Source organism: Paludibacter sp. (assembly GCF_009712605.1).
GTDB lineage: Bacteria > Bacteroidota > Bacteroidia > Bacteroidales > Paludibacteraceae > Microbacter.
The window spans coordinates 122468-147596 of sequence record NZ_WASO01000001.1; the positions used below are offsets into that span (position 1 = coordinate 122468).

Genomic DNA, 25129 nt, shown 5'->3' on the forward strand with positions numbered 1-25129 from the left:
TGAACAGAAATATACGCCCATATTACGACAAAGGGATTTGACCAGATAAAAAATACGTTGGATAAATTAGATATTTAATCGCTACTGAAAATGAAAAACGATCTGAAGCCACCCGATAATTTTATAAGTTGTGTATGCGAACAAACCCTTTTTATTACCTTGTTGGATTAAAGGTTTTATTTCAGTAATTTAAACAATAACATAACAACAACTATAGCCGATATATGCGAACGGGTTGTTCGTATACACAACTTGAGTGTTCGCATATGTTGATGTTAGCGGTCAGGCTAAAAAAATGAAAACAATGACAAGAACAATAATAACTATGGGATTAATAGCGACAATTTTAAGCCTGTTCGGGTGCTCCAAAGTGACTAAGAAAACAGAAAATGGACTTTCAACTGAAATGAAGGAACAGCTTGCTAAATCAGTTGAAGAATTTAAGAACAGACCAATTCATAAAAAATTGACCGAAAAAATAATTGACACAACCTCTGACGACAATTTACTACAAGTTGTTTTTGATAACTTATCAGAAAGACTACCAAAGGATTATAAAAAAGAACATGAAACTGTTAACTCGTGGAACAAATCAAGACAAGCAATTTATATGATTTGGTTATTAGAATCTGAAGTTAATAATGGAGGTTATAATCAGTTTTATTATAATTCAAGTGGACAGTTTTATAAATTTTTGCCTGAAGCATTGAGACTGGTCGGTGCAAAAAAGTTTGCAGACTTGACTGAAAAAGCAAACATAACATTTGAGAAAGAAAACGAGAAAATAACAAAGCACCAAGACGGAACAATTGAAGGTTTTAGTGAATCATATGAAGATAATCCATTAAACGACTTTGACACTAAATTTTATGAACTTTATAAGACAGAGAACCTGCTACAGATTCAGGTTGACTACATAAGAAAGCACAAAACCGAATTTATAGACAGACAATAAAAAACAAAGCCCGAACCGCTAACACCCGCCTATGGTCATTGGCTGGCTGACGTGCATTCCGGCAGTTGTGCTCCCGCATTAGCTTCGCTTATTTTCAATTCACTTTGTCGTTCCACGACAGCGAATACGCCCGCAAACCGCCAAATGCCCATAGCCTCGGTCGTTGTGTGTAATGCATGCAGACACCTTAACTAATAAAAAATGGATGACAAATTAAAGAAACATGAAACTATTGCCGCTTGCGGAATTGACTGTGGACTTTGCCCGAGATTTTATACGAAAGGTAATTCTGCTTGCCCTGGTTGTGGCGGATTGAACTTCAAAGAAAAGCATCCTAATTGTGGAGTTTTGACTTGTTGTGTAATAAAAAATGGATTTGAAACTTGCGCCGAATGTAAGGAATTCCCATGTTCTCGATTTAAAACGGGAAATGCAGGCTGTGACTCTTTTACAACTCACAAGAAAATGAATTCAAACCTTAATGAAATCAAAACAATCGGAATAGAGCAATTTGTCGAAAAACAGAAAATACGAATTGACATTTTGTGTAACTTATTGACAAATTATGACAACGGACGTACGAAAAGTTTTTTCTGTCAAACTTGCGCTTTGTTTCCAATAGATAAATTACAAGAAATACACAAAGAATTGATAACTACAGATGCAAATGCTGATTTGAAAGAAATAAATATAATTGCAAGAAAACTTATAACGAAAACGGCTAACACGATTGGTGTCGACTTGAAATTGAATAAAAAGATAAAATAATAATGCACTACCCCGAGGCTGGCGCAGGTTTAGCGATAGCGTAACCTGTGCCCAAGCCAAGCCGTAAACAGAATTATTAGTTTGTTCGACAGCTCCATCGTATTGCATTGACATGCTTTGCAAAAGCGCGACAACAACATTTCCGCGCTATCCAAGGGAGTAAATATATTTTCCCGATTTTTTCACATCCCCCTATCTTAACCCTGAAAATGCAGGTAAGCTCCCAGCTCTTCTCGGGCTTACACAAGTTATTCAGATTGCTGCCTAAACAAAAATCCGTACCTTTGCATTGTTAAAAAAATCGGACATGGATATTGAACAATTATACCAACATTTTGCCGTGTGCACATCGGTAACCACCGATAGCCGGAATTGCCCTGAAGGATCGTTGTTTTTTGCATTGAAAGGAGAGAGTTTCGACGGTAATAAATTTGCCCTTTCATCGCTCGAAAAGGGATGCCGTTATGCTGTGGTAGATGATCCGCAATATGCTATCGACGAACGCTTTCTCTTAGTAGAAAATTGCCTGGAAGCTTTGCAACAACTGGCAAAAGAACATCGTCTACGCCTGGGCACACCCATTGTGGGCATTACCGGCACTAATGGCAAGACCACCACGAAAGAACTGATCGCAACGGTTCTTTCTAAAAAATACAACACGCTATTTACGCAAGGTAATCTCAACAATCATATCGGAGTGCCATTGACACTGCTGGGTCTGAAGCCCGAACACGAGATGGCAGTGGTGGAGATGGGGGCCAATCACCCCGGTGAAATCAAGACTTTGGCCAATATTGCCTGTCCCGATTTCGGCATCATCACCAACGTGGGCAAGGCGCATCTTGAAGGTTTTGGGTCGTTCGAAGGGGTGATCCGTACCAAGGGCGAACTGTACGATTATATCCGGGAAAACAGAGGCTCTCTGTTTGTCAACCTCGACAATCTCATTTTGAACGACCTTTCCGCAACAATTACACGCGAGGGTTATGCGCTTTCGTCCGAAGAGGCAGCTATAAAGGGTCGCATTATCTCCGACGGGCCCTTCCTGAAACTGGCATGGAAACATAGCGAAGAAGCGATCGAATATACGGTGAATACGAATCTTATTGGCGAATACAATGCTGAAAATGTTCTGGCGGCTATTTGCATCGGTTCGCATTTCGGGGTTACTCCAGAAGAGATCAATGAGGCTCTGGAAACTTACCAGCCGACAAACAATCGTTCTCAGTTTAAGAAGACAGAGAAGAACGAACTAATAATCGATGCTTACAATGCCAATCCGACCAGCATGAATGCTTCGGTGACCAATTTCAAACACATAAAAGCAGATAAGAAAGCCGTTATCCTTGGCGATATGTTCGAACTTGGCGACCAATCGGAAGAAGAGCACGAAAAGATAGTCGCTTTATTGAAAGAGTGCGGTTTCGACAAGGTTATTCTTGTGGGCGAACGCTTTGGAGCCATCCCATCGGATTTCATAAAGTTTGCTGAAACGGCTTCGCTGATGGAATATCTGGAGCAAAACGCTATGGTCGGTTATACTGTTCTTGTAAAAGGATCACATGGTATGCGTCTCGATAAGTGCGTCGATAAATTATAAATTTCTTGTAACAATGTCTATGCTCTTTGTTCTTTAATCTTTGTTCTTTTCAATATGGACGTTATCGAAGAATATATCCTTCAACATATGGATCCCGAAGATGAGTTATTGTCACGGCTGTTTCGCGAAACTCATCTTACGCAAATCAACCCCCGGATGGCATCGGGGCATATGCAGGGACGATTGCTGACGATGTTGTGTCGTATGCTTAAGCCGAAACGGATTCTGGAACTGGGCACTTTTACCGGCTATTCGGCTTTGTGTATGGCCGAAGCGCTGCCTGACGACGGCGAACTGCACACCGTGGAAATGGACGATGAAATGGAGCCGTTTATCATGAAATATTTCAAACAGTCTCCGCATGGAGAGAAAATAAAACTTCATATTGGAGATGCACTTCAGGTAATTCCAACATTAACGGGAACTTTTGATTTGGTATTTATGGACGCCGATAAACGGCAATATGTGGAAGACTACGAAGCTGTTTTGCCTTTAGTACCTTCGGGAGGGTTCATTTTTGCCGATAATACCCTTTGGAGCGGCAAAGTGCTTCACGAACCCGCTTCGGGCGATAAACAAACAGCCGGAATACGCCGATTCAACGACTATATAGCAGCCGACACGAGAGTGGAAAAAGTAATTCTCCCGATTCGTGACGGAATGACCCTGCTGATGAAAAAATAAACGCCGGTTTGCCAATCGTTCAATATGCCAATTGGGTTTATTCGCATATTGGCACATTAATAAATTAGCACATTGATTTTATGTCCCGCAACCTGATATTGTTTATTATCCTGATATTCCTTTGTCTGATTCTGACATTGGCCGATATTGCATTCGGCAGTGTTGCAGTTTCTCCCGGCAACTTGTGGCAGGCATTCGTGCATCCTCAGGCGGATTCACTGTACACCAATATCGTGTTTGATTTTCGTTTGCCGAAAGCGTTGACCGCTATCCTTTGCGGGGCATCCCTCTCGGTTGCTGGTTTATTGATGCAAACCTTGTTTCGTAATCCGCTGGCAGGCCCTGATGTACTCGGAATTAGTTCGGGTGCCAGTATGGGTGTTGCACTTTACGTGATGGCGGCCTCGTGGTGGTCGGTATCGTTACTGCAGAGCAGTTGGGGCATGGTAGGTGCCGCTGTGATCGGAGCTTTGCTGGTGTTAATGCTAACGTTGGGAGTAGCGACGCGTATCCGGCAGTCGGTCACCTTGCTGATTGTCGGCTTAATGTTTGCGAGCGTGGCGGGAGCGGTGGTCAGTATTTTGCAGAATTTCAGCAATCCTGATGCGGTAAAACTCTTTGTGGTATGGACTTTCGGAAGTTTGAGCGCCGTTACCTGGCCTCAAATGGAAATCTTATTGCCAATTATTTTATTGGGTCTGGCACTTGCATTCTTCCTGCAAAAAAGCCTGAATGCAATGTTGCTTGGAGATCATTATGCCCGCGGATTGGGTATTCCGGTTGCTGCTATCCGGGTGATGATTATTCTGATAACAGGAATTCTGGCCGGAACAATCACTGCATTTACCGGGCCGATAGCCTTTATCGGCGTGGCAGTTCCTCACCTTGCAAGGGGAATATTCGGAACATCGAATCACCGGATTGCCATACCGGCAACGATATTGTGTGGTGCCGCACTGTTATTGCTTTGTGATGTTATTTCGCAACAAACCACATATCTATTGCCGCTGAATGCTGTTAGTGCCCTCTTTGGTGCTCCGATGATTATCTGGATTGTTTTAAAGCAACGATAATGAAATTTACAGAAACGACATATTCTCCTCTCCGCACCAGCAACCTTGCCATCGGATATAGCCGTGGAAGCCGTCTTAACGTGGTTCAGCAGCATCTCGATCTGGAACTTTTATCCGGTGAGATGGTGTGTATGATCGGACCAAATGGATGTGGAAAATCCACTTTATTGAGAACGCTGGCCGGACTCCAACGACCGATTACCGGCTCAATATTGGTAGATGGTAAAAATATGGAAACGCTTTCCGCACAGGATCGTGCCGAGTCATTGGCACTGACGCTGACCGACAGGGTAGAAGTGGACAAAATGTCTGTTTATGAAATTGTTGCCATGGGCAGGTATCCATACACTAATCGTTTCGGAAAACTTACGGAAGAAGACAGAACGATTGTTGCCGAAGCGCTTGCTCATGTTCATCTGGAAGAAAAGGCTCTACGTTATATCAGTGAGTTGTCGGATGGAGAACGTCAGAGGGCGATGATTGCCAAAGTGCTTGCCCAGTCAACTCCATTGCTCTTTTTTGATGAACCCACCGCCCATCTCGACCTTCCTAACCGGGTGTCGATAATGATGCTATTGGGGCAACTTGCCAAAACAACCGGCAAATCGATTCTTCTATCCACACACGAACTTGAACTGGCGATGCAGGTGGCCGACAAACTTTGGCTGATGAGCGATCGTGGCGTGCAGGTAGGAACAACCGATCAACTAATAGCTGACGGAAGCTTTGAAAACGTATTCAGAAGTAATCAGTTTTCCTTCAATGCCGAAACCGGAAGGTTTATTGTCAATAAGCCTTTTTGAACCAATTAGAAGGTTGTCGAGAATTTCAAATAAGGACGATTTCGAACAAGGCTACACTAATCTGCAAGAGCAAGATACATGAAAATAAACCTGGATTGTTTTTTTAATTTTTGGCAAAACCAGACCCGAAGGGATAGACAAAAAATACCAAACCGACGGAAAGCTGTTTGAGTGAGTAGGCCAACTTCAGAAGTTTGTTAATGAGGAAATATTTCATGGCCGAGCGAACGAGTTCTTTCCGTCAATGTTTTTGCTTCCTTTTTGCGCCAAAAAGGAAGGTCTGCCGCAGGCAAATTAATTTCAACGCTTCAAAGTTAAAGCAAGAATAGAGAAGCCCATTCCCAAACTTTCCAATCAATTATTGTCTTGCTTTGGCATATAAAGAAACGCCAATTATCATAAAGACAATATTGGGAAGCCACACGGCTAACATTGGAGGCAAACTGCCGTTGGCAGCAAAGGTTGCCGAAACGGTGTTGAAAAGGATATAAAGGGCACTGAGAGCAATACCGATACCAATTTGCAGACCTATTCCACCCCGTACTTTTCTCGATGAAAGCGACACGCCAATAAGCGTCAGGATAAATGCCGCCAAAGGATTGGCGAAGCGTCTGTAGTATTCCACCTGAAAAGCGCCCGTATTTCCTACCCCTCTGTTTTTCTGTCGGCTGATATATCCGGCAAGAGCTCCATTTGTCATTTGCGGAGCTTCGCGCGAAGTGAGGAAAAAGTCTGCCGGTTGCATCTTGATCACAGTATCCATTTTTGCACCACGCCGAATATCCTCTTTCAAGCCATTGAAGTCTCTGATAAGATAGTTTTTGGCAGTCCAATTGTATCCCGATTTCCAACAAATGCTATCAGCAGTCATACGCGATACAAGTGTTTTTCCTTCAAATTTGTCGAGCGAAAAACGACATCCTGCATTGGTCGGCTCCTCATATCGCTCGATATAAGCCACAACACCTTTATCTACCTGCATCTGGATGTTATGCGCGTTGTCATTCATTACCAGTTTTACATACGTTGCTTCAAATTTTAGCCGCACTTTGTTGGCGGGTGGAATGATGTATCCGCTCAGAATAAATGTAAGCAAAGCAATGATCAATGCCGAAAGGAAATAAGGGTACATCATCCTTTTGAAACTGACTCCACTCGATAAAATAGCGATGATTTCAGTGTTTTCTGCCAGTTTTGAAGTGAAGAAGATGACCGCAATAAATGTAAATAGCGGACTGAATAGATTGATGAAATAAGGGATAAAGTTGATGTAATAACTGAAAATAATGGCTTTTAATGGCGCATGGTGCTCATAAAAATTGTCCATTTTCTCACTGGTATCAATAACGATAACAATGCTTATAATCAGAACAATGGAGAAAAAGTAGGTGCCGATAAATTTACCAATGATATATCTATCGATTTTCTTGATATTACGAAGTTCCAACAGCTCTTGCTTAATCTCCTTCCCCGATTTGGGCAGGCTGGCGTAGAGTTGTTGAAGTGCGGATATGATATTTGCGACAGAGGGGAGCTTCATGATGAACAGTAGTTCTTATATAGTGACTGATGAGAGACTGAAACTCTCTTTGATACGATATTTATTGTTAACTAATTCAATACGGCAGCACTCTGTGTACGCATCATGCTCAAAAAACAAGATTTGATTTTTTGTTGCTGCTTCTGCCAACAATTGTTCTTTGTCTTGCATAGAAGTGATGGGGAACGTGTCGAACGCCGATACCCATGCAAGGGGTAGGCTTGCCGCCATCGGAATAACATCCCCAACATAGACGAAGGTTTCGTTGGCAGTGAAAATATATGGAACCAGCTGGCCGGCTGTATGTCCGTTCATTACCTTTACTAACACTTCATCGCAAATACGGGTGTCTGATTCAACAAGTTTCAATTTTCCGGCATCGGCTACAGGCATCATGTTTTCTTTGAAATAAGAATCGCCTTCACGCACGTTGGGGTTCAGAAAATTTTCCCATTGCTCTTTTCCCACCCAGACATCGGCATTGGGGAATGTTAGTTCGTAGCCGGTTTTATCGTTGTTGAAACGGGTATTACCACCGCAATGGTCGAAATGCAGGTGTGTCATCACCACATCCGTGATGTCCGCACAACGGTAACCCAGTTTTTCAAGTTCGGTATCAAAGTCGATTACACCCTGAAATCCGTAATATTTCAAATATTGTAGCTGTTTATCTCCTGTTCCGCTGTCAATAAGAATACGTTTTTTGCCCGTATCAATCAATAACAAGCGCATTGCAAGCTTGCAAAAATTTTCGTCGTCGCAGGGGTAACGTTTTTGCCAGACGCGTTTTGGGACCACTCCAAAAATTGCTCCGCCATCGCATTGAAAAAAACCTGCTTCTATTTTAGCAATCTTCATAAAATCGTTGTAATTTTGCGGCGAAATTAGAAAGAATAGTTAGAACCGCAAAATATAGCTGATAATCAATAATAAATATTCAGATGTTATAACTTATCAGGCTAAAATAAGCGCTATTTATGCGGTGAGATCCCCTAACAACTAATCAGAAAATAATTTTAATCATCTTCTGATTGTGTAGAAAACAACGAAAAGGTATAGGCAAAATTATATGAAGCGTCTTCACTTTATTGCAATTGGCGGAGCGGCAATGCACAATTTAGCTATTGCTGTCAGCAAAAAACCGGATCATGTGGTTACCGGCTCCGACGACGAAATCTTCGAACCTTCCAGAAGCAGGCTTGAAGCTGCAGGACTTTTACCTCCTCAGATCGGTTGGTTCCCTGAAAAAATCACCAAAGAGTTGACCGCTGTCATTGTCGGAATGCATGCCCGTGCAGACAATCCCGAATTACTCAGGGCAAAAGAACTGGGCATCGACGTTTACTCTTTCCCTGAATATCTTTATCACCAGACCAGAAAAAAAATACGCGTTGTAGTTGGCGGTAGTCATGGCAAAACCACGACGACGGCTATTATTCTGCACGTACTTAAAAAGCTGAATCGTGCTGCCGACTATATGGTGGGAGCGCAGATTGAAGGCTTCGATACAATGGTGAAGTTTTCGTATGATTCGCAACTGGCTGTTTTCGAAGGTGACGAATATCTGACCTCTCCCATTGACCCGCGCCCAAAGTTTCATCTTTACCGTCCGCATATTGCTTTGCTCACCGGCATAGCATGGGATCATATCAACGTGTTCCCTACGTTTGAAAATTACGTAGAACAGTTTAAGATATTTACCGATCAGATTGAGCGTGACGGTCGTCTTATCTATTTTGAAGGCGACGAACAACTGCGCGAAATAGCAGAAAAAGTACGTCCGGACATAGTAACGATTCCGTACAATACGCCGGAATATGTGATTGAGAAAGGTGTTACAAGTATCATCTATAAAGGCGAGAAATACCCGTTGTGTGTGTTTGGAGAGCATAACCTTCAGAACATTCAGGGTGCGCGGATGGTATGTAAGCAGCTTGGCATAAAAGAAACCGAATTCCTTCTGGCAATTGCCGATTTCGGAGGAGCATCCAATCGTTTGCAGAAAGTAGCGGAGACCGCCGTTTCTGTAGCATTCAAAGATTTTGCTCATTCTCCGTCAAAACTCAGAGCAACCGTCAGTGCAGTGAAGGAACAATATGCCGACCGTGAGGTGGTGGCTTGTATGGAGTTGCATACATTTAGCAGTCTGCAGGAAAATTTTCTTCCTCAATATAAAGGCTGCATGGATAAAGCAGATGTGGCTTATGTCTATTTCAATCCTGAAGTAATTGAGCATAAACGTTTGCAGCCGATCACGGCAGATCAGGTAAAAGAAGCATTCGGAAGAGAAGATCTGGTTGTATTTACTGATGCAAACCAGCTGGTAGCCCGTCTAAGAGAAATCAATTTTGAAGGGAAAGCATTGCTGATGATGTCATCGGGTAACTTTTCCGGACTTGATATTATAGCTTTTGAGAAAGAGCTTTTGGGAGCTTAACCCCTGCAGGACGAGGTTGTCCTGCATTAAATATTGTGTGAGTATGGCCAACGATAAACAATTGCAATTTGACAGGCGATACATGCAAATGGCGCAAATCTGGGCTCAGAATTCATATTGTGAGCGCCGAAAAGTAGGAGCTTTGATTGTGCGCGAAAATATGATTATTTCTGACGGGTATAACGGAACTCCTTCCGGCTTCCCGAATCAGTGCGAGGACGAAACTAATAAGTCGTTCCCTTACGTGCTTCATGCCGAAGCAAATGCCATCACTAAGGTCGCCCGATCTAACAACAGCAGTGACGGCGCTACCCTCTATGTCACCGCTTCCCCCTGCATAGAGTGCGCAAAACTCATTATTCAGTCAGGAATCAAACGGGTTGTTTACGGAGAAGAATATCGTCTGCCCGACGGCATTAATCTCTTACAGCAAGCCGGAATACAAGTCGATTTTATCGATGCTCATACAACCGAACAATGAAACGGGTCGCGTTGATTCATGACAAGTTTCGTACGATATTTATAAACATCATTTCCGAATGAAAACCTGGAAAAAAATAGTATTCCCTTTTGCACTTGCCTTGACAATGGCTGTGGGAATTATCATTGGCAATTTTTTTGCCATGCGAAGCAATATCGGAGCCACTTTGGGTTTGTTCCGGTCCCTGGGACTCGATAAAAACAAGGTTTCACAAGCCATCAATCTGATTGCGACCCGTTATGTCGATTCAGTAGATGTCAATACGCTTACCGATAATGCAATGAGTGACCTGTTGGCTACTCTTGATCCTCATTCTGTTTATATTCCTGCCAAAGATTTGCAATCTACCAACGAACAGCTGGAAGGCAGCTTCAGTGGTGTCGGGATTGAGTTCAACATACAGCGGGATACAATCCTTGTCGTATCGGTTATTTCCGGGGGGCCTGCCGAGAAAGCCGGTGTGTTGGCCGGAGACCGCATCGTGAATGTCAACGACTCTGCTTTTGTCGGCAAAAGCATCAACAACGACCGTGTGATGCATAAACTGAGAGGAGCCAGAGGTACGGTTGTCAAACTCGGAATAAAAAGAGCCAGACGCCGCAAAATACTTGATTATGCCATCACAAGAGGCGATGTGCCCGTTACCAGTGTCGAGACATCATACATCATAGCACCTAAAACAGGATACATCAAAGTAAGTAAATTTGGCGATACTACCTATTCGGAATTCCTGACGGCTTTGGCAAAAATCAGAAACCAGGGTGCTAACCGTTTGATTATTGACCTGCGTGGAAATACCGGAGGCTTTATGGAAGCTGCCGTTAAGATGGTGAACGAATTTCTGCCTAAAGACCAACTGATCGTTTACGCGGCAGGACGGGCTTATCCCCGTACCGATTTTTACTCTGATGGTCGTGGATCGTTCCCCAATATGAAAATTGCCGTTTTGATGGACGAATGGTCAGCTTCAGCTTCCGAAATCTTTGCAGGTGCCATTCAGGATAACGACCGGGGGCTGATTATAGGGCTTCGCTCGTTTGGAAAAGGGTTGGTTCAGCAACCATTTGAATTTTCGGATCATTCGGCTGTTCGTTTAACGATTGCCCGCTATTATTCTCCTTCGGGGCGCTGCATCCAGAAACCGTATCAAAAAGGCAAAGATCAGAATTACGAGCGCGACTTTGTTAATCGTTATCTGCACGGAGAGTTTTTCTCGAAAGATAGTATTAAGATCCAAAACAAGGAAAAATTCAAAACCCGCGGAGGGCGTATCGTTTATGGCGGAGGCGGCATTGTTCCTGACATTTTTGTTCCTCTTGATACTACCGGCGTTACACCATATTACCGCCGCTTGTTCGATAGCGGGGCTTTGTTCCAGTTTGCCGTTCATTATTCGGATCAGCACAGAGAAAAACTGAAGACATTCAATAACTGGAAGGCAATGGATGAATATTTGAGCCGTCAACCGTTGGCAAACATGCTGGCCGCTTATGCAGAAGGCAAAGATGTTCCTAAACACTATTACTATTTCATGATCTCTCATCAGCTTATTGCGCAGCAGGTGAAAGCTTACATTATACGTAATATGTTTGGAGATGAAGGTTTTTATTCCTCTCTTAACCAGAATGATGTCACAGTAAAACGGGCAGTTCAGGCTTTGCAGAGATAATTTGCCAAATGGTCTCTTTATAACATAGTTTTGAGTATTCAGGACTTCCTTCTGTGAATTATATTAACATTTAACACTGTGCTTTTTTGTAGAATACTGGAAAATAGTTTTTTAATTCTTATGAAAATGGAGCAGGTTTCATAAAAAACAAAAAACAGTTACGAAAAGAGTGACAAAAATAATATCTTTGCCTTCCTCAATTCGATCTGCAGTACATTTGTGCCTTTACAGTCTGAAAGATCAGGGCTGTTAAAGTGTTTGCAGATAAAGGGGAAAACCAATCGAATCAACAACTCAAAATTCACACAATGACAAGAACTTTATCTTTTGCCAAGACTACAGTGGCGTTGGCTGCCGTAGCCTTAATGCTAACACAATGCGCTAATAAGAAAAACAATCAGGACGGAGCTCAGTTTGATTCTTCACTTACAAAAGGAAAGCTCCCGATAGCTTATGTAAATGTAGATACCTTGTTAGCTAATTATCAGTTTGCAAAAGACGCAAATGAAGAACTTGTAAAAGGACAGGAAGATTCTCGTCTCAAAATAAATTCACGTGCAAAGCAGTTGCAGGAAGATATGGCAACTTTTGAAAGCAAAATGAAAAACAATGCTTTTCTGAGCCGTGAAAGGGCAGAACAGGAAAACAATCGCCTGGTAGCACAACAAAAAGAGCTTCAGGAATTGAATCAACAACTGTCTAATGCTTTATTGACGAAACAACAGAAATTTAACGAACAGCTTCGTGACACGGTGAACAAATTTCTGAAAGGTTACGCTCCGGCTCACCATTATCAAGTCGTTTTATCAACTAACGCTATGAATGATAACGTGTTGTATGCTGCCGACGGTTATGACATTACCAAAGAGGTACTTCAACAATTGAATACACGTTACACCAAGAAAAAATAATCTGTTGCTTTTTGCGACAGAAAACGCCTTGAATCTATCGTTCAGGGCGTTTTTTATATAATTTCGTTTCAGCTATGATTTTACAATCTGACCTTTATCCTATCGGCCACGTACAAAAAACACATGGCATCAAAGGCGAACTGTCCATTTTCCTTACTTCCGATTTTGATTCGCTCGATTTTGAATACTTCGTATTTGAAATGGATGGCATCCTTGTGCCCTTCTTTATTCGGGAACGGCGTTTCAAAACGGCCGAAACTGCTTTGATAAAACTCGAACGGGTAGAAGACGAAATCGCCGGTAAAGATTTTGTGGGAAAAACAATTTATGTTCCTAAGGAATTAATGCCGGCTTCCGACGATGATGTCATTGATATTCAATTTTATACAGGCTACCGTATTGAAGATGCGGTCTTGGGCGAGATTGGAGAAATCAATGGAGTGGACGATACCACCGAAAATGTGCTTTTCGAAGTGAAACATAAGGGTAATATCATCCTTATTCCGGCCGTGGATGAGTGGATTGTTGAGATAGATGACACGAGGAAGGTTATGAAAGTTCAATTGCCTGAAGGTTTGTTAAATATTAATGAAGAAGAATAGGTAATTCTTTGCCTTCCAATTGGAAACGAAAGACGGTATCAAAATTCCCTTTTGATTAAAGAAAAATTTCTTTAATGCCTCGTTTATTCACGAAAAAAAGAGTAATTTTGTGCCTGTTATTATCCCATAGGATGTGTTAGTAAACCCGATTTATAAATCCCTAAAACAAAGTAAGATGTCAACAAAAAATCAAAAACTGATTGATTGGGTAAATGAGTGGGCCGCATGGTGCGAGCCGACAAATGTTTATTGGTGTGATGGTTCCGAAGAGGAAAATCAACGCCTGTTGGACGGTATGGTTGCCAGCGGAATGGCTGTGAAACTGAACGAAGAAAAACGTCCGGGCAGCTACTATTTCCAATCCGACCCCAGCGATGTGGCTCGTGTTGAAAACCGTACATTTATCTGCACAAAAACTCAGGAAGAAGCTGGTCCTACAAATAACTGGGCTGATCCTGAAGAAATGCGTGCTAAAATGAAAACCATGTATAAGGGCTGTATGAAAGGTCGTACCATGTACGTTATTCCTTTCTCAATGGGTCCTCTTGGTTCTGATATTGCTCACATCGGTGTTGAAATTACCGACTCTGCTTATGTTGTTGTGAACATGCGCATCATGACCCGCATGGGTGCAAAAGTATTGGATGTTTTGGGCGAAAACGGAACATTTATTCCTTGTATCCACTCTGTAGGTGCTCCTCTGGAACCTGGTCAGAAAGACGTAAAATGGCCATGTGCTCCTATCGAAGACAAATATATCACACACTTCCCTGACACCTATGAAATCTGGTCATTCGGTTCAGGTTACGGCGGAAACGCTCTTTTGGGTAAAAAATGCTTCGCTTTGCGTATTGCCTCTAAAATGGCAAAAGATCAGGGCTGGTTGGCAGAACACATGCTTATCCTTGGTATCACCAACCCGAAAGGCGAAAAGAAATACATTGCTGCTGCATTCCCATCGGCTTGCGGTAAAACCAACCTGGCAATGTTGATTCCTACTATTCCGGGCTGGAAAGTAGAAACTGTAGGTGACGATATCGCATGGATGAAATATGGTGCTGACGGACAGCTTTACGCTATCAACCCTGAAGCAGGTTTCTTCGGTGTAGCTCCTTTCACCTCTCTGGAAACAAACAAAAACGCTATGTTGTCGGCTCGTGCCAACACTATCTTTACCAACGTAGGTTTGACACCTGACGGTGATGTGTGGTGGGAAGGTATCGGATACGATTGCCCTGCCGGTACTATCGACTGGAAAAACCGTGTATTCGATCCTGCATCAGGCGAACCATGCGCTCACGCTAACGCTCGTTTCACCGCTCCTGCTTACCAATGTCCTGCTATCGACGCAGCTTGGGAAGATCCTGCTGGTGTACCTATCGCAGCTATCCTGTTCGGTGGCCGTCGTCCTTCTACTGTGCCTCTCGTTCACGAAGCAAACAGCTGGAACCACGGTGTATTCATGGGTTCTATCGTAGGTTCTGAAGTAACTGCTGCTGCTATCGGTTTGAAAGCAGGTGTGCGTCGCGATCCGTTCGCTATGTTGCCTTTCTGCGGTTACAACATGGGTGACTACTTCGGACACTGGATCGAAATGGGTAAAAAAGCCGGTGCTAAATTGCCGAAAATCTTTTTCGTGAACTGGTTCCGTAAAGACGATGGCAAATGGTTGTGGCCGGGTTACGGTGACAACAGCCGTGTATTGGCTTACATCTTCGATCGTTGCAACGGTCAGGGCGAAGCTGTTGAATCTCCTATCGGTAAAGTTCCTGCTCCTACAGCTATCAACGTAGAAGGTTTGGGTATCGATGCAGCTCAGATGGCTAAAGCTTTGGCAGTAAACGCTGAAGAATGGAAAGATGAAATCGCATTGATCGACGAACACTATGCTAAATTCGGCAAACACTTACCTGCTGAACTGGCTGAAGAATTGAAAGGTTTGAAGAGCCGTTTCGGTTTCTAATTCCCGATTAATTAATATAGAAAACAGGGTTGAAACTCCTTTCAGCCCTGTTTTTTTTGTCGGACGTGATCCTGACTAAAAGAGGGTTTCGCTTTAAGCGAAACCCTCTTTTAGTCAGACGCGCCAGCCACATATCTGTACCATTAAAAGCACAAAAATGCGCAGTGCAATATCTGAATTGCCGGACAAAGATTAATATAAACCTCAATGTCAGACCTCTCCTCCTAGCCTCCTCTCCCAAGGCGAGGAGGAACACGACAGTGACAATTTGAAATAAAACTAATTAATACAGATGTAAAGCCCCTCTCTTCGGGAGAGGGGGTTGGGGAGAGGTCAAATGCTGAAATCAAGAAACAAATAAGCAGCATAATATATAACGAATACAAGAATAAATGGCTCTGAATAAATTGAAATGTGGATTAGACTTTGGAACATCCAATACGGCTATTGCTTTGACAGAAAGGTCGACACAAAAGAATGTGTTGCTGGAACACGATAGTTCTGTTCTCTTTTTTGATGATACAAACGACCTGTCATACGCGGTTGGAAAGGAGGCTGTCGACAAATATATTGCCTCGCAAATGAAAGGACGCCTGCTTAAATCAGTCAAAACCTTGCTGAAACAAAAGAAATTTACCCACACCTATATTTTTGGCAAGAAGTTTACTCCGGATGAACTGGTGACGCTGATTATCAGTCATTTCAAAGAACAGGCGGAGAAAGCTATTGGTTATCAGATTGATGAAGTGGTTTTAGGCCGGCCGGTTATTTTTTCAGAGGACGAAGAAAAAGAACGGACTGCTGTCAGGCGGTTGTTGACTGCAGCAACCAATGCAGGCTTCAAAGATGTGAAATTATTATTCGAGCCCATTGCTGCCGCGTTTACCTACGAAGCGACACTCACTCGTTCGGAAAGAGTGCTTGTGGCCGACATGGGAGGTGGAACATCCGATTTTACCATTATGAACCTGGGGCCGGATCGAATAAAAGCCAACGACCGTAAAGATGACATTATAGCAAACAGTGGTGTGTATGTGGGAGGAGACTCATTCGATGCACAATTGATGTGGCATAAACTGACACCCTTACTCGGGCGTGGAGTAACCTACAAGACGTATGACAATGAATTGGAAATCCCTATTTCAATATTTCGCGAACTGAACCGCTGGGAGCGTTCGTTCTTACTGAAAGATACCAAGATGCGTCGTGATTTGAACGGATACTATGTTTTCTCGGGCAAAAACAGGAAACTGAACGATTTGATGACGCTGATCGATAACAATTTGGTGTATGCTCTTTACAAACAGATAGAGAAGTCAAAAATAGATCTTTCGGAACAAACGGAGACCAACCTGAATTTTCGAATGCAGTCAATTGACATCAAAGCCTTAATTAACAGAACTGAGTTCTCTACGTTTATCAGGGAAGAAATCCGGAGTATAGAAGAGTGTGTGCTGAATATGCTGGAGAAAGTAAATCTGAAACCCTCTGATATCGATACTGTTTTCTTAACCGGAGGAAGCGCATCGGTGGTGTCTGTTCGCAATCTGTTTGAAAACTTATTTGGAGCACAGAAAATCAATACCGGCGACCATTTTAAAAGCATTGCTTATGGTTTATCGCTGAGTTTATAACCTTATCGCAGGATAATCCAGTTTGCCGTTTTATCCTGAAACTAAACTAATTTTACTGTAAAGTGGGAGCGGGGACTGTCGAAGCCCCCACTCCCACTTTATCATTTCTGATTTTCCCCGTATATCATAAAATGAGAAAGTAGACAATCGTTACAAAATACCAACATAAGTTCGGGATGTGATGGATCATTTTTACATGCGAAATGAAATTTTTGAAAGAAAGGGTTTGCGCCTGAAATTGTGCAGAAAAGTATGCAAATGATAAAATAAGGATTATATTTATGGTCTATATCTGATGTTTTTCAACCTTACAAGTAGGCGTAGTAGTCTACGCCTAACGATCAGAGATGAAGAATAATCAATGTAACATTGGGCAAAAATGGCTTTATATTGTGAGATAGGAACCGATATCTTGTTGAAATAATGATCTATTTATAACAACACAATTATGAGAGAGTCAGTTTTAAGCAGAACCGTTATAACATGTTTTGTGGCCTTTCTGGCAATTGTTGGCGGATTGCTTCAGGCACAAACACTGAAGTTGAATGCAAATGCCTTTAGTATGACCATTTTTGGTACAACTAACATACACAACTTTCAAAGCAAAGTAACCCAGGCCAGTGGTGAACTGGTAATAAAGGATGCCAAGCCGCAATCCATGCTGGTCGAAATCCCGGTGAAAGGCATTAAAAGCAATGAAAAACTAATGGACACCAAAACCTATAAAGCTTTTAATGCAGACAAATATCCTGTTATTATATTTCAACTTACGAATGTCAGTGAGCTACAGGTTGCCGGGAATGAAATCAATGTTGTGATCGCCGGCAATCTGACAATGAATGGTGTAACAAAGCCTGTTATTCTTAAAGCGAGCGGTAAGATAGTAAAACCAGGAGTGTATCAGTTTAGTGGTAGTCTGGACATGAAAATGACCGATTTTAAAATGCAACTACCTACAGCAATGCTGGGTTTAATGAAGGTGAGAGATCCCGTGACAGTTAAGTATACAGTGACTTTTGAAGAACAACCTGTTAATTAGCAGAAATTAGTTACACTTTCTAATACATTCCCTATCATGAAAAAACTAATTTATTTAGCGGCTGCTCTTTGGTTGAGTGGCACACTATCGGCTCAATTAAGACCGACAGATAAAACCGGAATCAACGTGTTTGAAACACCCAAAACACATGTTGAATTTACGGCCCCGCATGTGTCATTTGGAGCTTCTATTGCTATGCCGTATATTGCCCTGAAACAAAGCAACAATGTTGTAGCAAATGTGGCCAGTACAACAGATGCTACAAAGACGATTGCGAATCCTCAGACTTTGTTTAAAAATTCCTCAAATTTTGCCCTTTCACAAGCCAATCTTTATATAAACAGTTATCTGGCGGATGGCGTGACATTAAATCTAACGCTCTATCTTGCGTCAAAACATCATAACGAAACATGGGTAAAAGGTGGTTATGTGCAGTTTGATAAAGTTCCATTCCTGAAACTGGACCTGCTCGACAAAATTATGCAGTATACAACTGTAAAATTGGGCCAGATGGAGGTGAATTATGGTGATGCTCATTTTCGTCGTTCCGATGGTGGAAATGCAATTTACAACCCGTTCATGGAAAATTACATCATGGACGAATTTGCAACCGAAATCGGAGCCGAAGCAGATGTCAACTATAATGGGATTGTGGGAGTTGCTGCGATAACGAATGGAAATCTAAACCCAAGTCTTGCCTATATTGATACGACACAGGCGACTTATAAATATTCAAATGGCCTGCATAATCCATCCTGGATTTTGAAACTTGGCTATGATAAACAATTTACGGATAAATTCAGAGCCCGTTTGACCGGATCGGTTTACACCACTGCAGGATCTTTGTCTAACACCTTGTTTGGTGGCGACCGTACCGGATCTAATTATTCGGCAGTGATGTATAACGCAGCCCCTGGGACTTCCACTGCCTTCAATGGTCGGTACAATCCCGGACTTTCGGATAAACTGACCACTTTTATGGGCAACTTGTTTTTGCGTTACAAGCCGATGGATATGCTGGTTGTGGAATCGTTTACGACTATTGAATCGGCAAAAGGACGTACTGCGGCTGAAAAAAATGAACGTACAGCAAATCAGTTTGCTACCGATGTGGTTTTGCGTTTTGGACACAATGAGAACTTTTTTGCAGGAGCACGTTACAACACCCTTTCTGCAGATGTGGCTGCCAGCGCAAAAGTAACCACGGTGTCTGGCGCCTATACCTATGTCACTCAGGATGCATGGCCTGCTTATACTATTAAGATCAACCGTATAGCCATAAGTGGCGGTTGGTTTATGACCAAAAACATAATGGCCAAAGTGGAATGGGTGAAGCAAAAATATACTGACGTGCCGAATGTTAATTATATTTTCAATGGAGCCCAATTCCAGGGACTGACAGCCGAAGCTATTATTTCTTTCTAAAGGAGCCCTTTTGTTTGGGTGCTGATTGACAGTTCGAACCTCAGGAAAAACAGATTATCTATGAAACGTTCGTCAGTCTTACTGCTTTTGCAGCTCTTGTCGGGTGTTTCCGTAGGAGCGCAAACACCAATCAGGGTCGACTTGTATCAGGGTGGGAAACTTTCAATAGACGGGTCAACCAATATTATTCCGTTTCATATTTACCAATCGAGCGATCAATTATTTTCCAGGCCGACTATCCGGTTTGTTGCAACTACAGTGGAGGATAAAATCTATCTTTCCGAGAATCAGTTGTTCATACAAGTAAAATCATTTCGGTCGAATAATCCGATGGCGTTGCACGATTTTTTGAAATTGATTCAATCGGATAAATATCCGCTTATCAAGGTGGAACTTTGCTATATTGATAGGATGGTGTCTACAGATAAAAAGGGCAGGTCGGGAGGAAATGCCCTGATTAATATCACCATCACAGGAGTTACGTGCCAATATAGTTTGCCGGTTACTTCGGATATGGTGGACGGCAGGACAATTATCAGTGGCCGGAAACAGCTCAATATTCGTGACTTTGGCTTACAACCTCCTCAAATCATGATGGGACTTATTAAAGTGAGTGAATTAATAACCATCGATTTCCGTTTCCCCTGTAATATTGATCTGGATTCTACTGTAATTCAGAATATGGCTGTGAGAGCTGAATAACCGGGTCTGGAGATAATCTGTATGGTGGACTCAACTCCGTTTGTAGTGATCTGTAAAGCTGTTTGGTGTTCGGAGTATGGCTCTTACGTCGAAACCTTGCAAAAGGATAGAAAAGCGACGGTGTAACACACTGTCGCTTTTTTGTTTGGAAGAAAAATTGCTACATTTGACAGGGCTTCGAAAGCAGGAGCTTTCCTTTTAGCAATGGCGGGGCGGAGACTATGCCGAACGAGGGGTTCAATATAAAAAATAGACGATATGAAAAAGACGATGCTGTTGTTTTGTATACTTTCTTTGCTGTGCTATAGTTGCAAAAGTGACTGTCAAAAACCCGACTTCTTCCAGTCAATGGTAAAATATCCCCGGTTCGATCCATCAATCGACCGCTCACTCCTCAAAGGTTTTGATAATATCTTATTAGAGAAGAGAAAAGTAAAAGGAAAGAGCTGCTGGTATCTATCCACTTCCCGGAACGGATATTTAAATATCAGAGGATATTTATGGGCTAAAGACAGCATTGTATATATTAATACGACAAAAGATTGTAATCCAAAACGTAATCAAATTTTATTCAATTTCAACAAGGTTAATTCTGATTCAATCTGGACTGTCTTTTATGATTGTAATTATGGAAGTGATACAACACATTTATTAGATGTAAGTAAATTACTTGATTGGTATGATCCGGCAATTCACGAAAAAACAAGAGTATTCCATGTAACTGAAGATCCCTATAGAGAATTTGATGGCCCTCATTTGAGTGAATTTGATGTTGCCGTATCTCTTAAATACGGATTTGTTATAATGGAATATGTGCGCCCTAAAGAAAAAAAAGGTTATACCATTACCGTATATCCCAATCCAGGCCTAAAAATATTCAAATTAACACGGCCTTATATCAAACAGAAATATCCCCAATAGAGTAGAATAGCCGATTTCACTCTCGCGGGTCCCCTGATAGTGCAAGCTTGCAGATTGACTAGTTCAAGTTTTCGGCGATAGCTGTAACCTGAACTGGAAAGATAACCAAGTTATACTTGGTTGTGGTTGCCAACCACTTTGGTTTTAGCTTCGCTGACCGTTCGTTCAGCACAAGATACCGCTTCGCTCAATCTTGCGCTAAACATCAGGTAAACAATGAAAAATCATTTTTAATTTATGCAAATGTTAGATATACCGCAAGATTGGTTAATATTAAAATCTGAATTGCTTGAGTTAGAAAATAATTTGGATGATTCCCTATTAACAGAAGATTTATTTCAAATAAAACGTGATGATTTTATCATTGATTCAGGTTGGTATCAAAGCCAAAATGCATTTATGACCTATTTAATATTACAGTCTAATTGGGAAAAACCTATAGTAGAAATAAGAAGTTTTAAGATAGATGAATGTCTGAATGCTATCCGATTAGTAATTTTATATGCAGATACATTGCGCCATTAGAATTCTCTTGATGACGTGACCATTTTCGCTCTCGCAGATCTCATGATCCATGTGGATGTGAAAGCCATCTGGAAATATAAGACGCTTCGTAATAACAAACGCCCTGCCTAATGATTATCATTCCGGCAGGGCGTTTCTGTGAGATATAGCGAAAGTTATTTCAGCTTTTTGATTCCTTTCAGCTGAGCATTGTCGGTTGCTTCCACGATGCTGATGGCAAAACCGCCGCCTGGAGCTGCCTGTTGCATCAGTTTCGATTTGCCGGTCACTACATAGCGGCTGATGACATATGCTTGCGGATTTTTCTTATAATGGGCATTAGGTGCATCGGCATAGAGCGTGGCAATGTATTTCTTAGCAGGATCGAGGAAACTGAAGTCGACTATTGCCTGATGGATATTTTCACCATTGGTGCAGCCTACAAACCATTTGTTACTGTTCTTGGCCTTGCGGGCTACCGTGAGGTACTGACCCGGTTCTGCTTCCAGATATTTAGATTCGTCCCAATCCACAGCCACGTCTTTGATAAACTGGAAGGCATCCTTAAACTTGTTGTAAGTTTCCGGCAGGTCAGCGGCCATTTGCAGCGGGCCGGCCATGGTTACGTACAACGAAAGTTGGTTGCACAGCGTGGAGTTGCACCAGGAGTGATTGGTGGGATTGTATTTGCTGATATCGTTTTCGAAAATACCCGGCGTGTAATCCATCGGGCCGCCGATCAGTCGTGTGAACGGCAGAATGGTGGTGTGATTGGGCTTGCTGCCTCCGAAAGCCTGATATTCGGTGCCGCGTGCCGATTCGTTGCCTATCATGTTAGGATAAGTGCGGCAAAGGCCGGTTGGACGAACAGCCTCGTGACCGTTAACCATGATTTTATAATCGACCGCTTTCTGAACGGCATAGAGATAGTGATTGTTGATCCATTGTCCGTAATGGTGTTCACCACGAGGGATAATATCGCCCACATAACCGCTTTTTACGGCATCGTAGCCATTATCTTTCATAAACTGGTATGCTTGGTCCATGTGGCGCTCATAGTTGCGTACTGAGGACGAGGTTTCGTGATGCATAATCATCTTGATTCCTTTGGAAGCGGCATAACGATGAATTTCCTGTACGTCGAAGTCGGGGTAAGGAGTCACAAAATCGAACACATAATCCTTGGAGTGGCCGAACCAGTCTTCCCAACCTACGTTCCATCCTTCTACCAAAACGGCATCAAAACCGTTGGCAGCAGCAAAATCGATATATTCTTTCACGTGAGCGGTATTGGCGCCATGGGTACCATTGGGCTTTGCCTTTGTGTAATCGGTTACGCCCAGTTGTATGCTTGGAAAATCGTTGGTATAAGACCAACTACTTTTGCCGGTAATCATTTCCCACCACACGCCGACATATTTGGTAGGTTTAATCCACGATACATCTTTTATCTTACACGGTTCGTTCAGGTTGAGAGTAATGCGCGAGGCCAGAATATCGCGGGCATCGTTGCTAACGATGATGGTACGCCACGGTGAGGTACAGGGCGCCTGCAGGTAGCCTTTATTTCCCTGAGCATCGGGCGTAAGCCACGATTCGAACACCAGGTTTTTATCGTCCAGATTGAGCGACATGCACGAGTAGTTAACCAGTGCCGCTTCGTGCAGGTTGATGTACAACCCGTCGGCCGTTTTCATCATCAGAGCCGTTTGTACACCTGTGGGAGAAAAAGTGGTTTGTGATGCATTACCGGTGATGGCATTCTTCATCAAGCCCCGTATTTCGGATAGTTTGGAGGTGGTATAGTCATATTCCTGAGTGTCGTAATCGCCCGGTATCCAAAAAGCCGTGTGGTCGCCGGTCATGGCAAACTGTGTATGTTCCTCACGAACGACAAAATAAGTAAGATTTTTTTGCTCGGGGAATTCGTAACGGAAACCCAAGCCGTCATCAAACAGACGGAAGCAGATATTCATCTGACGCTGTGTGTTGGGCTGGATCAGTTCTACTTTCAGCTCGTTGTAATGGTTACGGATGGCTTTTTCCTCGCCCCAAACCGGGTTCCATGTTTCGTCGAAGGTGGAGGTGGTGGCATTCTTTAGCTTAAATCCATTGTACAATGAGGTTGTGGGATCGGCAGGTGTTTTATCTACCTGAATGCTGGTGCCGAACTCGACCTGCTTTTCACCTTTCAGTTCAAGGCCTAAATGACTTGGGTTGACGACAGGTTTGCCTTTAAAGAAAAGCTGATAGGTGGGGATGCCCCCGTCCTGGATGTCGAAAGAGAGAGTCAGATTCCCGTTGGGAGATTTCAGGCTCTGGCTGTAAGAGACCATAGTGGCAAATAGAATTCCTGCTAGCAGGGCGAAGATTTTTGTTTGAGACATGATATCCTGATTTAGAGATTGAAATGCAAAAGTAAGGAAAACAATAAGGGGAAGTGTTTTTGTCCCGATGTTAATGACATATTGTTTAATGCAAACGTTTGTGGTGCTCTTATTCACCACAAAATCTCTTTGGAAAGATAGGGAGGAAAGCTGATTTCGGGGTTCGTCGTTAAAAGTTCTCCCTCTCTGTTCTATGCCATCTCCAGGTTAAAGTAAGGGAGAATATCGTCAGGTATTTCGAAAGGATCAACCGGTTTTATCATTGAAAAAATATCTCCTTCTTTTGCCGGAACAATGTATTTTACGGAACCAACGTCGAAATGTTTACACAAAAGAGGTGTCAACCAGGGCAGGATGTTTTCTTCCACGCTGGTTTCCCTGACGATCAGTTCGCTCTTTTTCTTATCGTAAATCACATAGTCTTTCCGCCCGTTTTTCCATTGCAATCCAAGGCATCCACCACCCTGTTGCTCCAGCATGGCGATGGTAAAAGCAATATGTTTCTGGCTCCAGGCCACCTGATACTCGCCTTTAAATTGGCGGTTGCGGATATAAGTGATTTGTTTTAACGAGAGCTCGCAGGGTTTCAGTATCTCAATCTCCTCGTCGAAGGCTATTGGAGTCATTTTTTCTTTAACAGTGTGAGAAAAAGGGCTGAAACCCAAGCGGAGATAGTACGAAGCAAGATCTTCGCCGGCCGGGACTAATATCAGTCCCCAGGCATCCTGCTGTTTTGCGAAGGCATGACCCACCTGAAGCAATTGCTCCATGATACCTTTCCGGCGATATTCGGGCAAGGTGCCACAGGCATAGACGTAATAGATGAGTCGACGGTATTCGTCTGCCACCATTTTGGCCGGGCATAAAAAAAGCATGGAGACAATCCGTTCGTCGCGGATTGCCACCATGCAGGTAGTGTTTGGAAAATATTCGGTAAAGAAAAGATTCAGAAAGGCATCGGTGTCCCCGAAACACACTTTGAATAGTTGTTTCAGGTGAGGAATGTCTTGTTCTGAAGCTTCTCTTATCAT

At 42.7% G+C, this 25129-nt stretch carries 22 protein-coding genes; 18 read left to right on the forward strand and 4 right to left on the reverse strand.

Translation table 11 applies throughout. The annotated features are described in order from the left end of the window. Positions 1 to 295: 295 nt before the first annotated feature. The 6 genes from F8N35_RS00460 (at position 296) to F8N35_RS00485 (ending at position 5883) form a co-directional block, all read left to right on the forward strand. Positions 296 to 955 (forward strand): DMP19 family protein, encoded by a 660-nt coding sequence (locus F8N35_RS00460; RefSeq protein ID WP_293049394.1) that lies wholly within the window; start codon positions 296 to 298, stop codon positions 953 to 955. A gap of 201 nt (positions 956 to 1156) precedes the next feature. Then, positions 1157 to 1723 carry a DUF3795 domain-containing protein gene (locus tag F8N35_RS00465; RefSeq protein ID WP_293049395.1) on the forward strand — a complete coding sequence of 189 codons (567 nt, stop codon included), beginning with the start codon at positions 1157 to 1159 and terminating at the stop codon, positions 1721 to 1723. A gap of 307 nt (positions 1724 to 2030) precedes the next feature. Continuing rightward, a complete protein-coding gene (gene murF / locus F8N35_RS00470; protein WP_293049396.1) occupies positions 2031 to 3323 on the forward strand; it encodes a UDP-N-acetylmuramoyl-tripeptide--D-alanyl-D-alanine ligase in 1293 nt (430 codons plus the stop codon). Positions 3324 to 3410: 87 nt separating this feature from the next. Further along, positions 3411 to 4007 carry an O-methyltransferase gene (locus F8N35_RS00475; RefSeq protein WP_293049397.1) on the forward strand — a complete coding sequence of 199 codons (597 nt, stop codon included), beginning with the start codon at positions 3411 to 3413 and terminating at the stop codon, positions 4005 to 4007. 80 nt (positions 4008 to 4087) lie between these two features. Next, positions 4088 to 5080, forward strand: a complete 993-nt coding sequence (locus F8N35_RS00480; protein WP_293049398.1) for an iron ABC transporter permease — start codon at positions 4088 to 4090, stop codon at positions 5078 to 5080. Further along, positions 5080 to 5883, forward strand: a complete 804-nt coding sequence (locus tag F8N35_RS00485; protein WP_293049399.1) for an ABC transporter ATP-binding protein — start codon at positions 5080 to 5082, stop codon at positions 5881 to 5883. Before F8N35_RS00480 ends, F8N35_RS00485 begins: the two co-directional genes overlap by 1 nt. A 358-nt stretch (positions 5884 to 6241) precedes the next feature. Here F8N35_RS00485 and F8N35_RS00490 read toward each other — a convergent pair whose 3' ends face one another. Both F8N35_RS00490 and F8N35_RS00495 read right to left on the reverse strand, forming a co-directional pair. Then, positions 6242 to 7330, reverse strand: a complete 1089-nt coding sequence (locus F8N35_RS00490) for an LptF/LptG family permease (protein ID WP_293049860.1) — start codon at positions 7328 to 7330, stop codon at positions 6242 to 6244. 108 nt (positions 7331 to 7438) lie between these two features. Then, positions 7439 to 8281 carry an MBL fold metallo-hydrolase gene (locus F8N35_RS00495; protein ID WP_293049400.1) on the reverse strand — a complete coding sequence of 281 codons (843 nt, stop codon included), beginning with the start codon at positions 8279 to 8281 and terminating at the stop codon, positions 7439 to 7441. A 211-nt stretch (positions 8282 to 8492) separates the two neighbouring features. Here F8N35_RS00495 and F8N35_RS00500 point away from each other — a divergent pair, with 211 nt between their 5' ends. The 12 genes from F8N35_RS00500 (at position 8493) to F8N35_RS00555 (ending at position 21732) form a co-directional block, all read left to right on the forward strand. Beyond that, positions 8493 to 9860: a Mur ligase family protein gene (locus F8N35_RS00500; RefSeq protein ID WP_293049401.1), complete on the forward strand. Its 1368-nt coding sequence runs from the start codon at positions 8493 to 8495 to the stop codon at positions 9858 to 9860. Positions 9861 to 9903: 43 nt separating this feature from the next. Continuing rightward, positions 9904 to 10341 (forward strand): dCMP deaminase family protein, encoded by a 438-nt coding sequence (locus F8N35_RS00505; protein ID WP_293049402.1) that lies wholly within the window; start codon positions 9904 to 9906, stop codon positions 10339 to 10341. Between the two features lie 58 nt (positions 10342 to 10399). Continuing rightward, positions 10400 to 12010, forward strand: a complete 1611-nt coding sequence (locus tag F8N35_RS00510) for a S41 family peptidase (protein WP_293049403.1) — start codon at positions 10400 to 10402, stop codon at positions 12008 to 12010. Positions 12011 to 12318: 308 nt separating this feature from the next. Next, complete coding sequence (locus F8N35_RS00515) at positions 12319 to 12921, forward strand: OmpH family outer membrane protein (protein ID WP_293049404.1); 603 nt, start codon at positions 12319 to 12321, stop codon at positions 12919 to 12921. A 74-nt stretch (positions 12922 to 12995) separates the two neighbouring features. Beyond that, positions 12996 to 13523 (forward strand): ribosome maturation factor RimM, encoded by a 528-nt coding sequence (gene rimM, locus F8N35_RS00520; protein ID WP_293049405.1) that lies wholly within the window; start codon positions 12996 to 12998, stop codon positions 13521 to 13523. 175 nt (positions 13524 to 13698) lie between these two features. Beyond that, on the forward strand, positions 13699 to 15486 hold the full coding sequence (locus F8N35_RS00525) for a phosphoenolpyruvate carboxykinase (GTP) (protein WP_293049406.1): 1788 nt from the start codon (positions 13699 to 13701) through the stop codon (positions 15484 to 15486). A 392-nt stretch (positions 15487 to 15878) separates the two neighbouring features. Next, positions 15879 to 17120, forward strand: coding sequence for an Hsp70 family protein (locus tag F8N35_RS00530; protein ID WP_293049407.1), 1242 nt, complete (start codon positions 15879 to 15881; stop codon positions 17118 to 17120). Between the two features lie 448 nt (positions 17121 to 17568). Next, positions 17569 to 18159, forward strand: a complete 591-nt coding sequence (locus F8N35_RS00535; RefSeq protein ID WP_293049408.1) for a YceI family protein — start codon at positions 17569 to 17571, stop codon at positions 18157 to 18159. A 36-nt stretch (positions 18160 to 18195) separates the two neighbouring features. Further along, positions 18196 to 19584 (forward strand): hypothetical protein, encoded by a 1389-nt coding sequence (locus F8N35_RS00540; RefSeq protein ID WP_293049409.1) that lies wholly within the window; start codon positions 18196 to 18198, stop codon positions 19582 to 19584. A 60-nt stretch (positions 19585 to 19644) separates the two neighbouring features. Beyond that, a complete protein-coding gene (locus tag F8N35_RS00545) occupies positions 19645 to 20286 on the forward strand; it encodes a YceI family protein (RefSeq protein ID WP_293049410.1) in 642 nt (213 codons plus the stop codon). 258 nt (positions 20287 to 20544) lie between these two features. Then, positions 20545 to 21207: a hypothetical protein gene (locus F8N35_RS00550; RefSeq protein WP_293049411.1), complete on the forward strand. Its 663-nt coding sequence runs from the start codon at positions 20545 to 20547 to the stop codon at positions 21205 to 21207. 237 nt (positions 21208 to 21444) lie between these two features. Then, positions 21445 to 21732 (forward strand): hypothetical protein, encoded by a 288-nt coding sequence (locus F8N35_RS00555; protein WP_293049412.1) that lies wholly within the window; start codon positions 21445 to 21447, stop codon positions 21730 to 21732. Between the two features lie 155 nt (positions 21733 to 21887). Here the strand turns inward: F8N35_RS00555 and F8N35_RS00560 are convergent, their stop codons facing one another. Beyond that, positions 21888 to 24098: a glycoside hydrolase family 97 protein gene (locus F8N35_RS00560; protein WP_293049413.1), complete on the reverse strand. Its 2211-nt coding sequence runs from the start codon at positions 24096 to 24098 to the stop codon at positions 21888 to 21890. Positions 24099 to 24289: 191 nt separating this feature from the next. Further along, positions 24290 to 25129 (reverse strand): GNAT family N-acetyltransferase, encoded by an 840-nt coding sequence (locus F8N35_RS00565; protein ID WP_293049414.1) that lies wholly within the window; start codon positions 25127 to 25129, stop codon positions 24290 to 24292.

What these genes read in the sequence shown, in the direction of transcription:
- F8N35_RS00460 (WP_293049394.1), top strand. Translation starts at nt 296, where the DNA reads ATGAAAACAATGACAAGAACAATAATAACTATGGGATTAATAGCGACA.
- F8N35_RS00465 (WP_293049395.1), top strand. Translation starts at nt 1,157, where the DNA reads ATGGATGACAAATTAAAGAAACATGAAACTATTGCCGCTTGCGGAATT.
- murF (WP_293049396.1), top strand. Translation starts at nt 2,031, where the DNA reads ATGGATATTGAACAATTATACCAACATTTTGCCGTGTGCACATCGGTA.
- F8N35_RS00475 (WP_293049397.1), top strand. Translation starts at nt 3,411, where the DNA reads ATGGATCCCGAAGATGAGTTATTGTCACGGCTGTTTCGCGAAACTCAT.
- F8N35_RS00480 (WP_293049398.1), top strand. Translation starts at nt 4,088, where the DNA reads ATGTCCCGCAACCTGATATTGTTTATTATCCTGATATTCCTTTGTCTG.
- F8N35_RS00485 (WP_293049399.1), top strand. Translation starts at nt 5,080, where the DNA reads ATGAAATTTACAGAAACGACATATTCTCCTCTCCGCACCAGCAACCTT.
- F8N35_RS00495 (WP_293049400.1), bottom strand. Translation starts at nt 8,281, where the DNA reads ATGAAGATTGCTAAAATAGAAGCAGGTTTTTTTCAATGCGATGGCGGA.
- F8N35_RS00500 (WP_293049401.1), top strand. Translation starts at nt 8,493, where the DNA reads ATGAAGCGTCTTCACTTTATTGCAATTGGCGGAGCGGCAATGCACAAT.
- F8N35_RS00505 (WP_293049402.1), top strand. Translation starts at nt 9,904, where the DNA reads ATGGCCAACGATAAACAATTGCAATTTGACAGGCGATACATGCAAATG.
- F8N35_RS00510 (WP_293049403.1), top strand. Translation starts at nt 10,400, where the DNA reads ATGAAAACCTGGAAAAAAATAGTATTCCCTTTTGCACTTGCCTTGACA.
- F8N35_RS00515 (WP_293049404.1), top strand. Translation starts at nt 12,319, where the DNA reads ATGACAAGAACTTTATCTTTTGCCAAGACTACAGTGGCGTTGGCTGCC.
- rimM (WP_293049405.1), top strand. Translation starts at nt 12,996, where the DNA reads ATGATTTTACAATCTGACCTTTATCCTATCGGCCACGTACAAAAAACA.
- F8N35_RS00525 (WP_293049406.1), top strand. Translation starts at nt 13,699, where the DNA reads ATGTCAACAAAAAATCAAAAACTGATTGATTGGGTAAATGAGTGGGCC.
- F8N35_RS00530 (WP_293049407.1), top strand. Translation starts at nt 15,879, where the DNA reads ATGGCTCTGAATAAATTGAAATGTGGATTAGACTTTGGAACATCCAAT.
- F8N35_RS00535 (WP_293049408.1), top strand. Translation starts at nt 17,569, where the DNA reads ATGAGAGAGTCAGTTTTAAGCAGAACCGTTATAACATGTTTTGTGGCC.
- F8N35_RS00540 (WP_293049409.1), top strand. Translation starts at nt 18,196, where the DNA reads ATGAAAAAACTAATTTATTTAGCGGCTGCTCTTTGGTTGAGTGGCACA.
- F8N35_RS00545 (WP_293049410.1), top strand. Translation starts at nt 19,645, where the DNA reads ATGAAACGTTCGTCAGTCTTACTGCTTTTGCAGCTCTTGTCGGGTGTT.
- F8N35_RS00550 (WP_293049411.1), top strand. Translation starts at nt 20,545, where the DNA reads ATGAAAAAGACGATGCTGTTGTTTTGTATACTTTCTTTGCTGTGCTAT.
- F8N35_RS00555 (WP_293049412.1), top strand. Translation starts at nt 21,445, where the DNA reads ATGCAAATGTTAGATATACCGCAAGATTGGTTAATATTAAAATCTGAA.
- F8N35_RS00560 (WP_293049413.1), bottom strand. Translation starts at nt 24,098, where the DNA reads ATGTCTCAAACAAAAATCTTCGCCCTGCTAGCAGGAATTCTATTTGCC.
- F8N35_RS00565 (WP_293049414.1), bottom strand. Translation starts at nt 25,129, where the DNA reads ATGATAAGAGAAGCTTCAGAACAAGACATTCCTCACCTGAAACAACTA.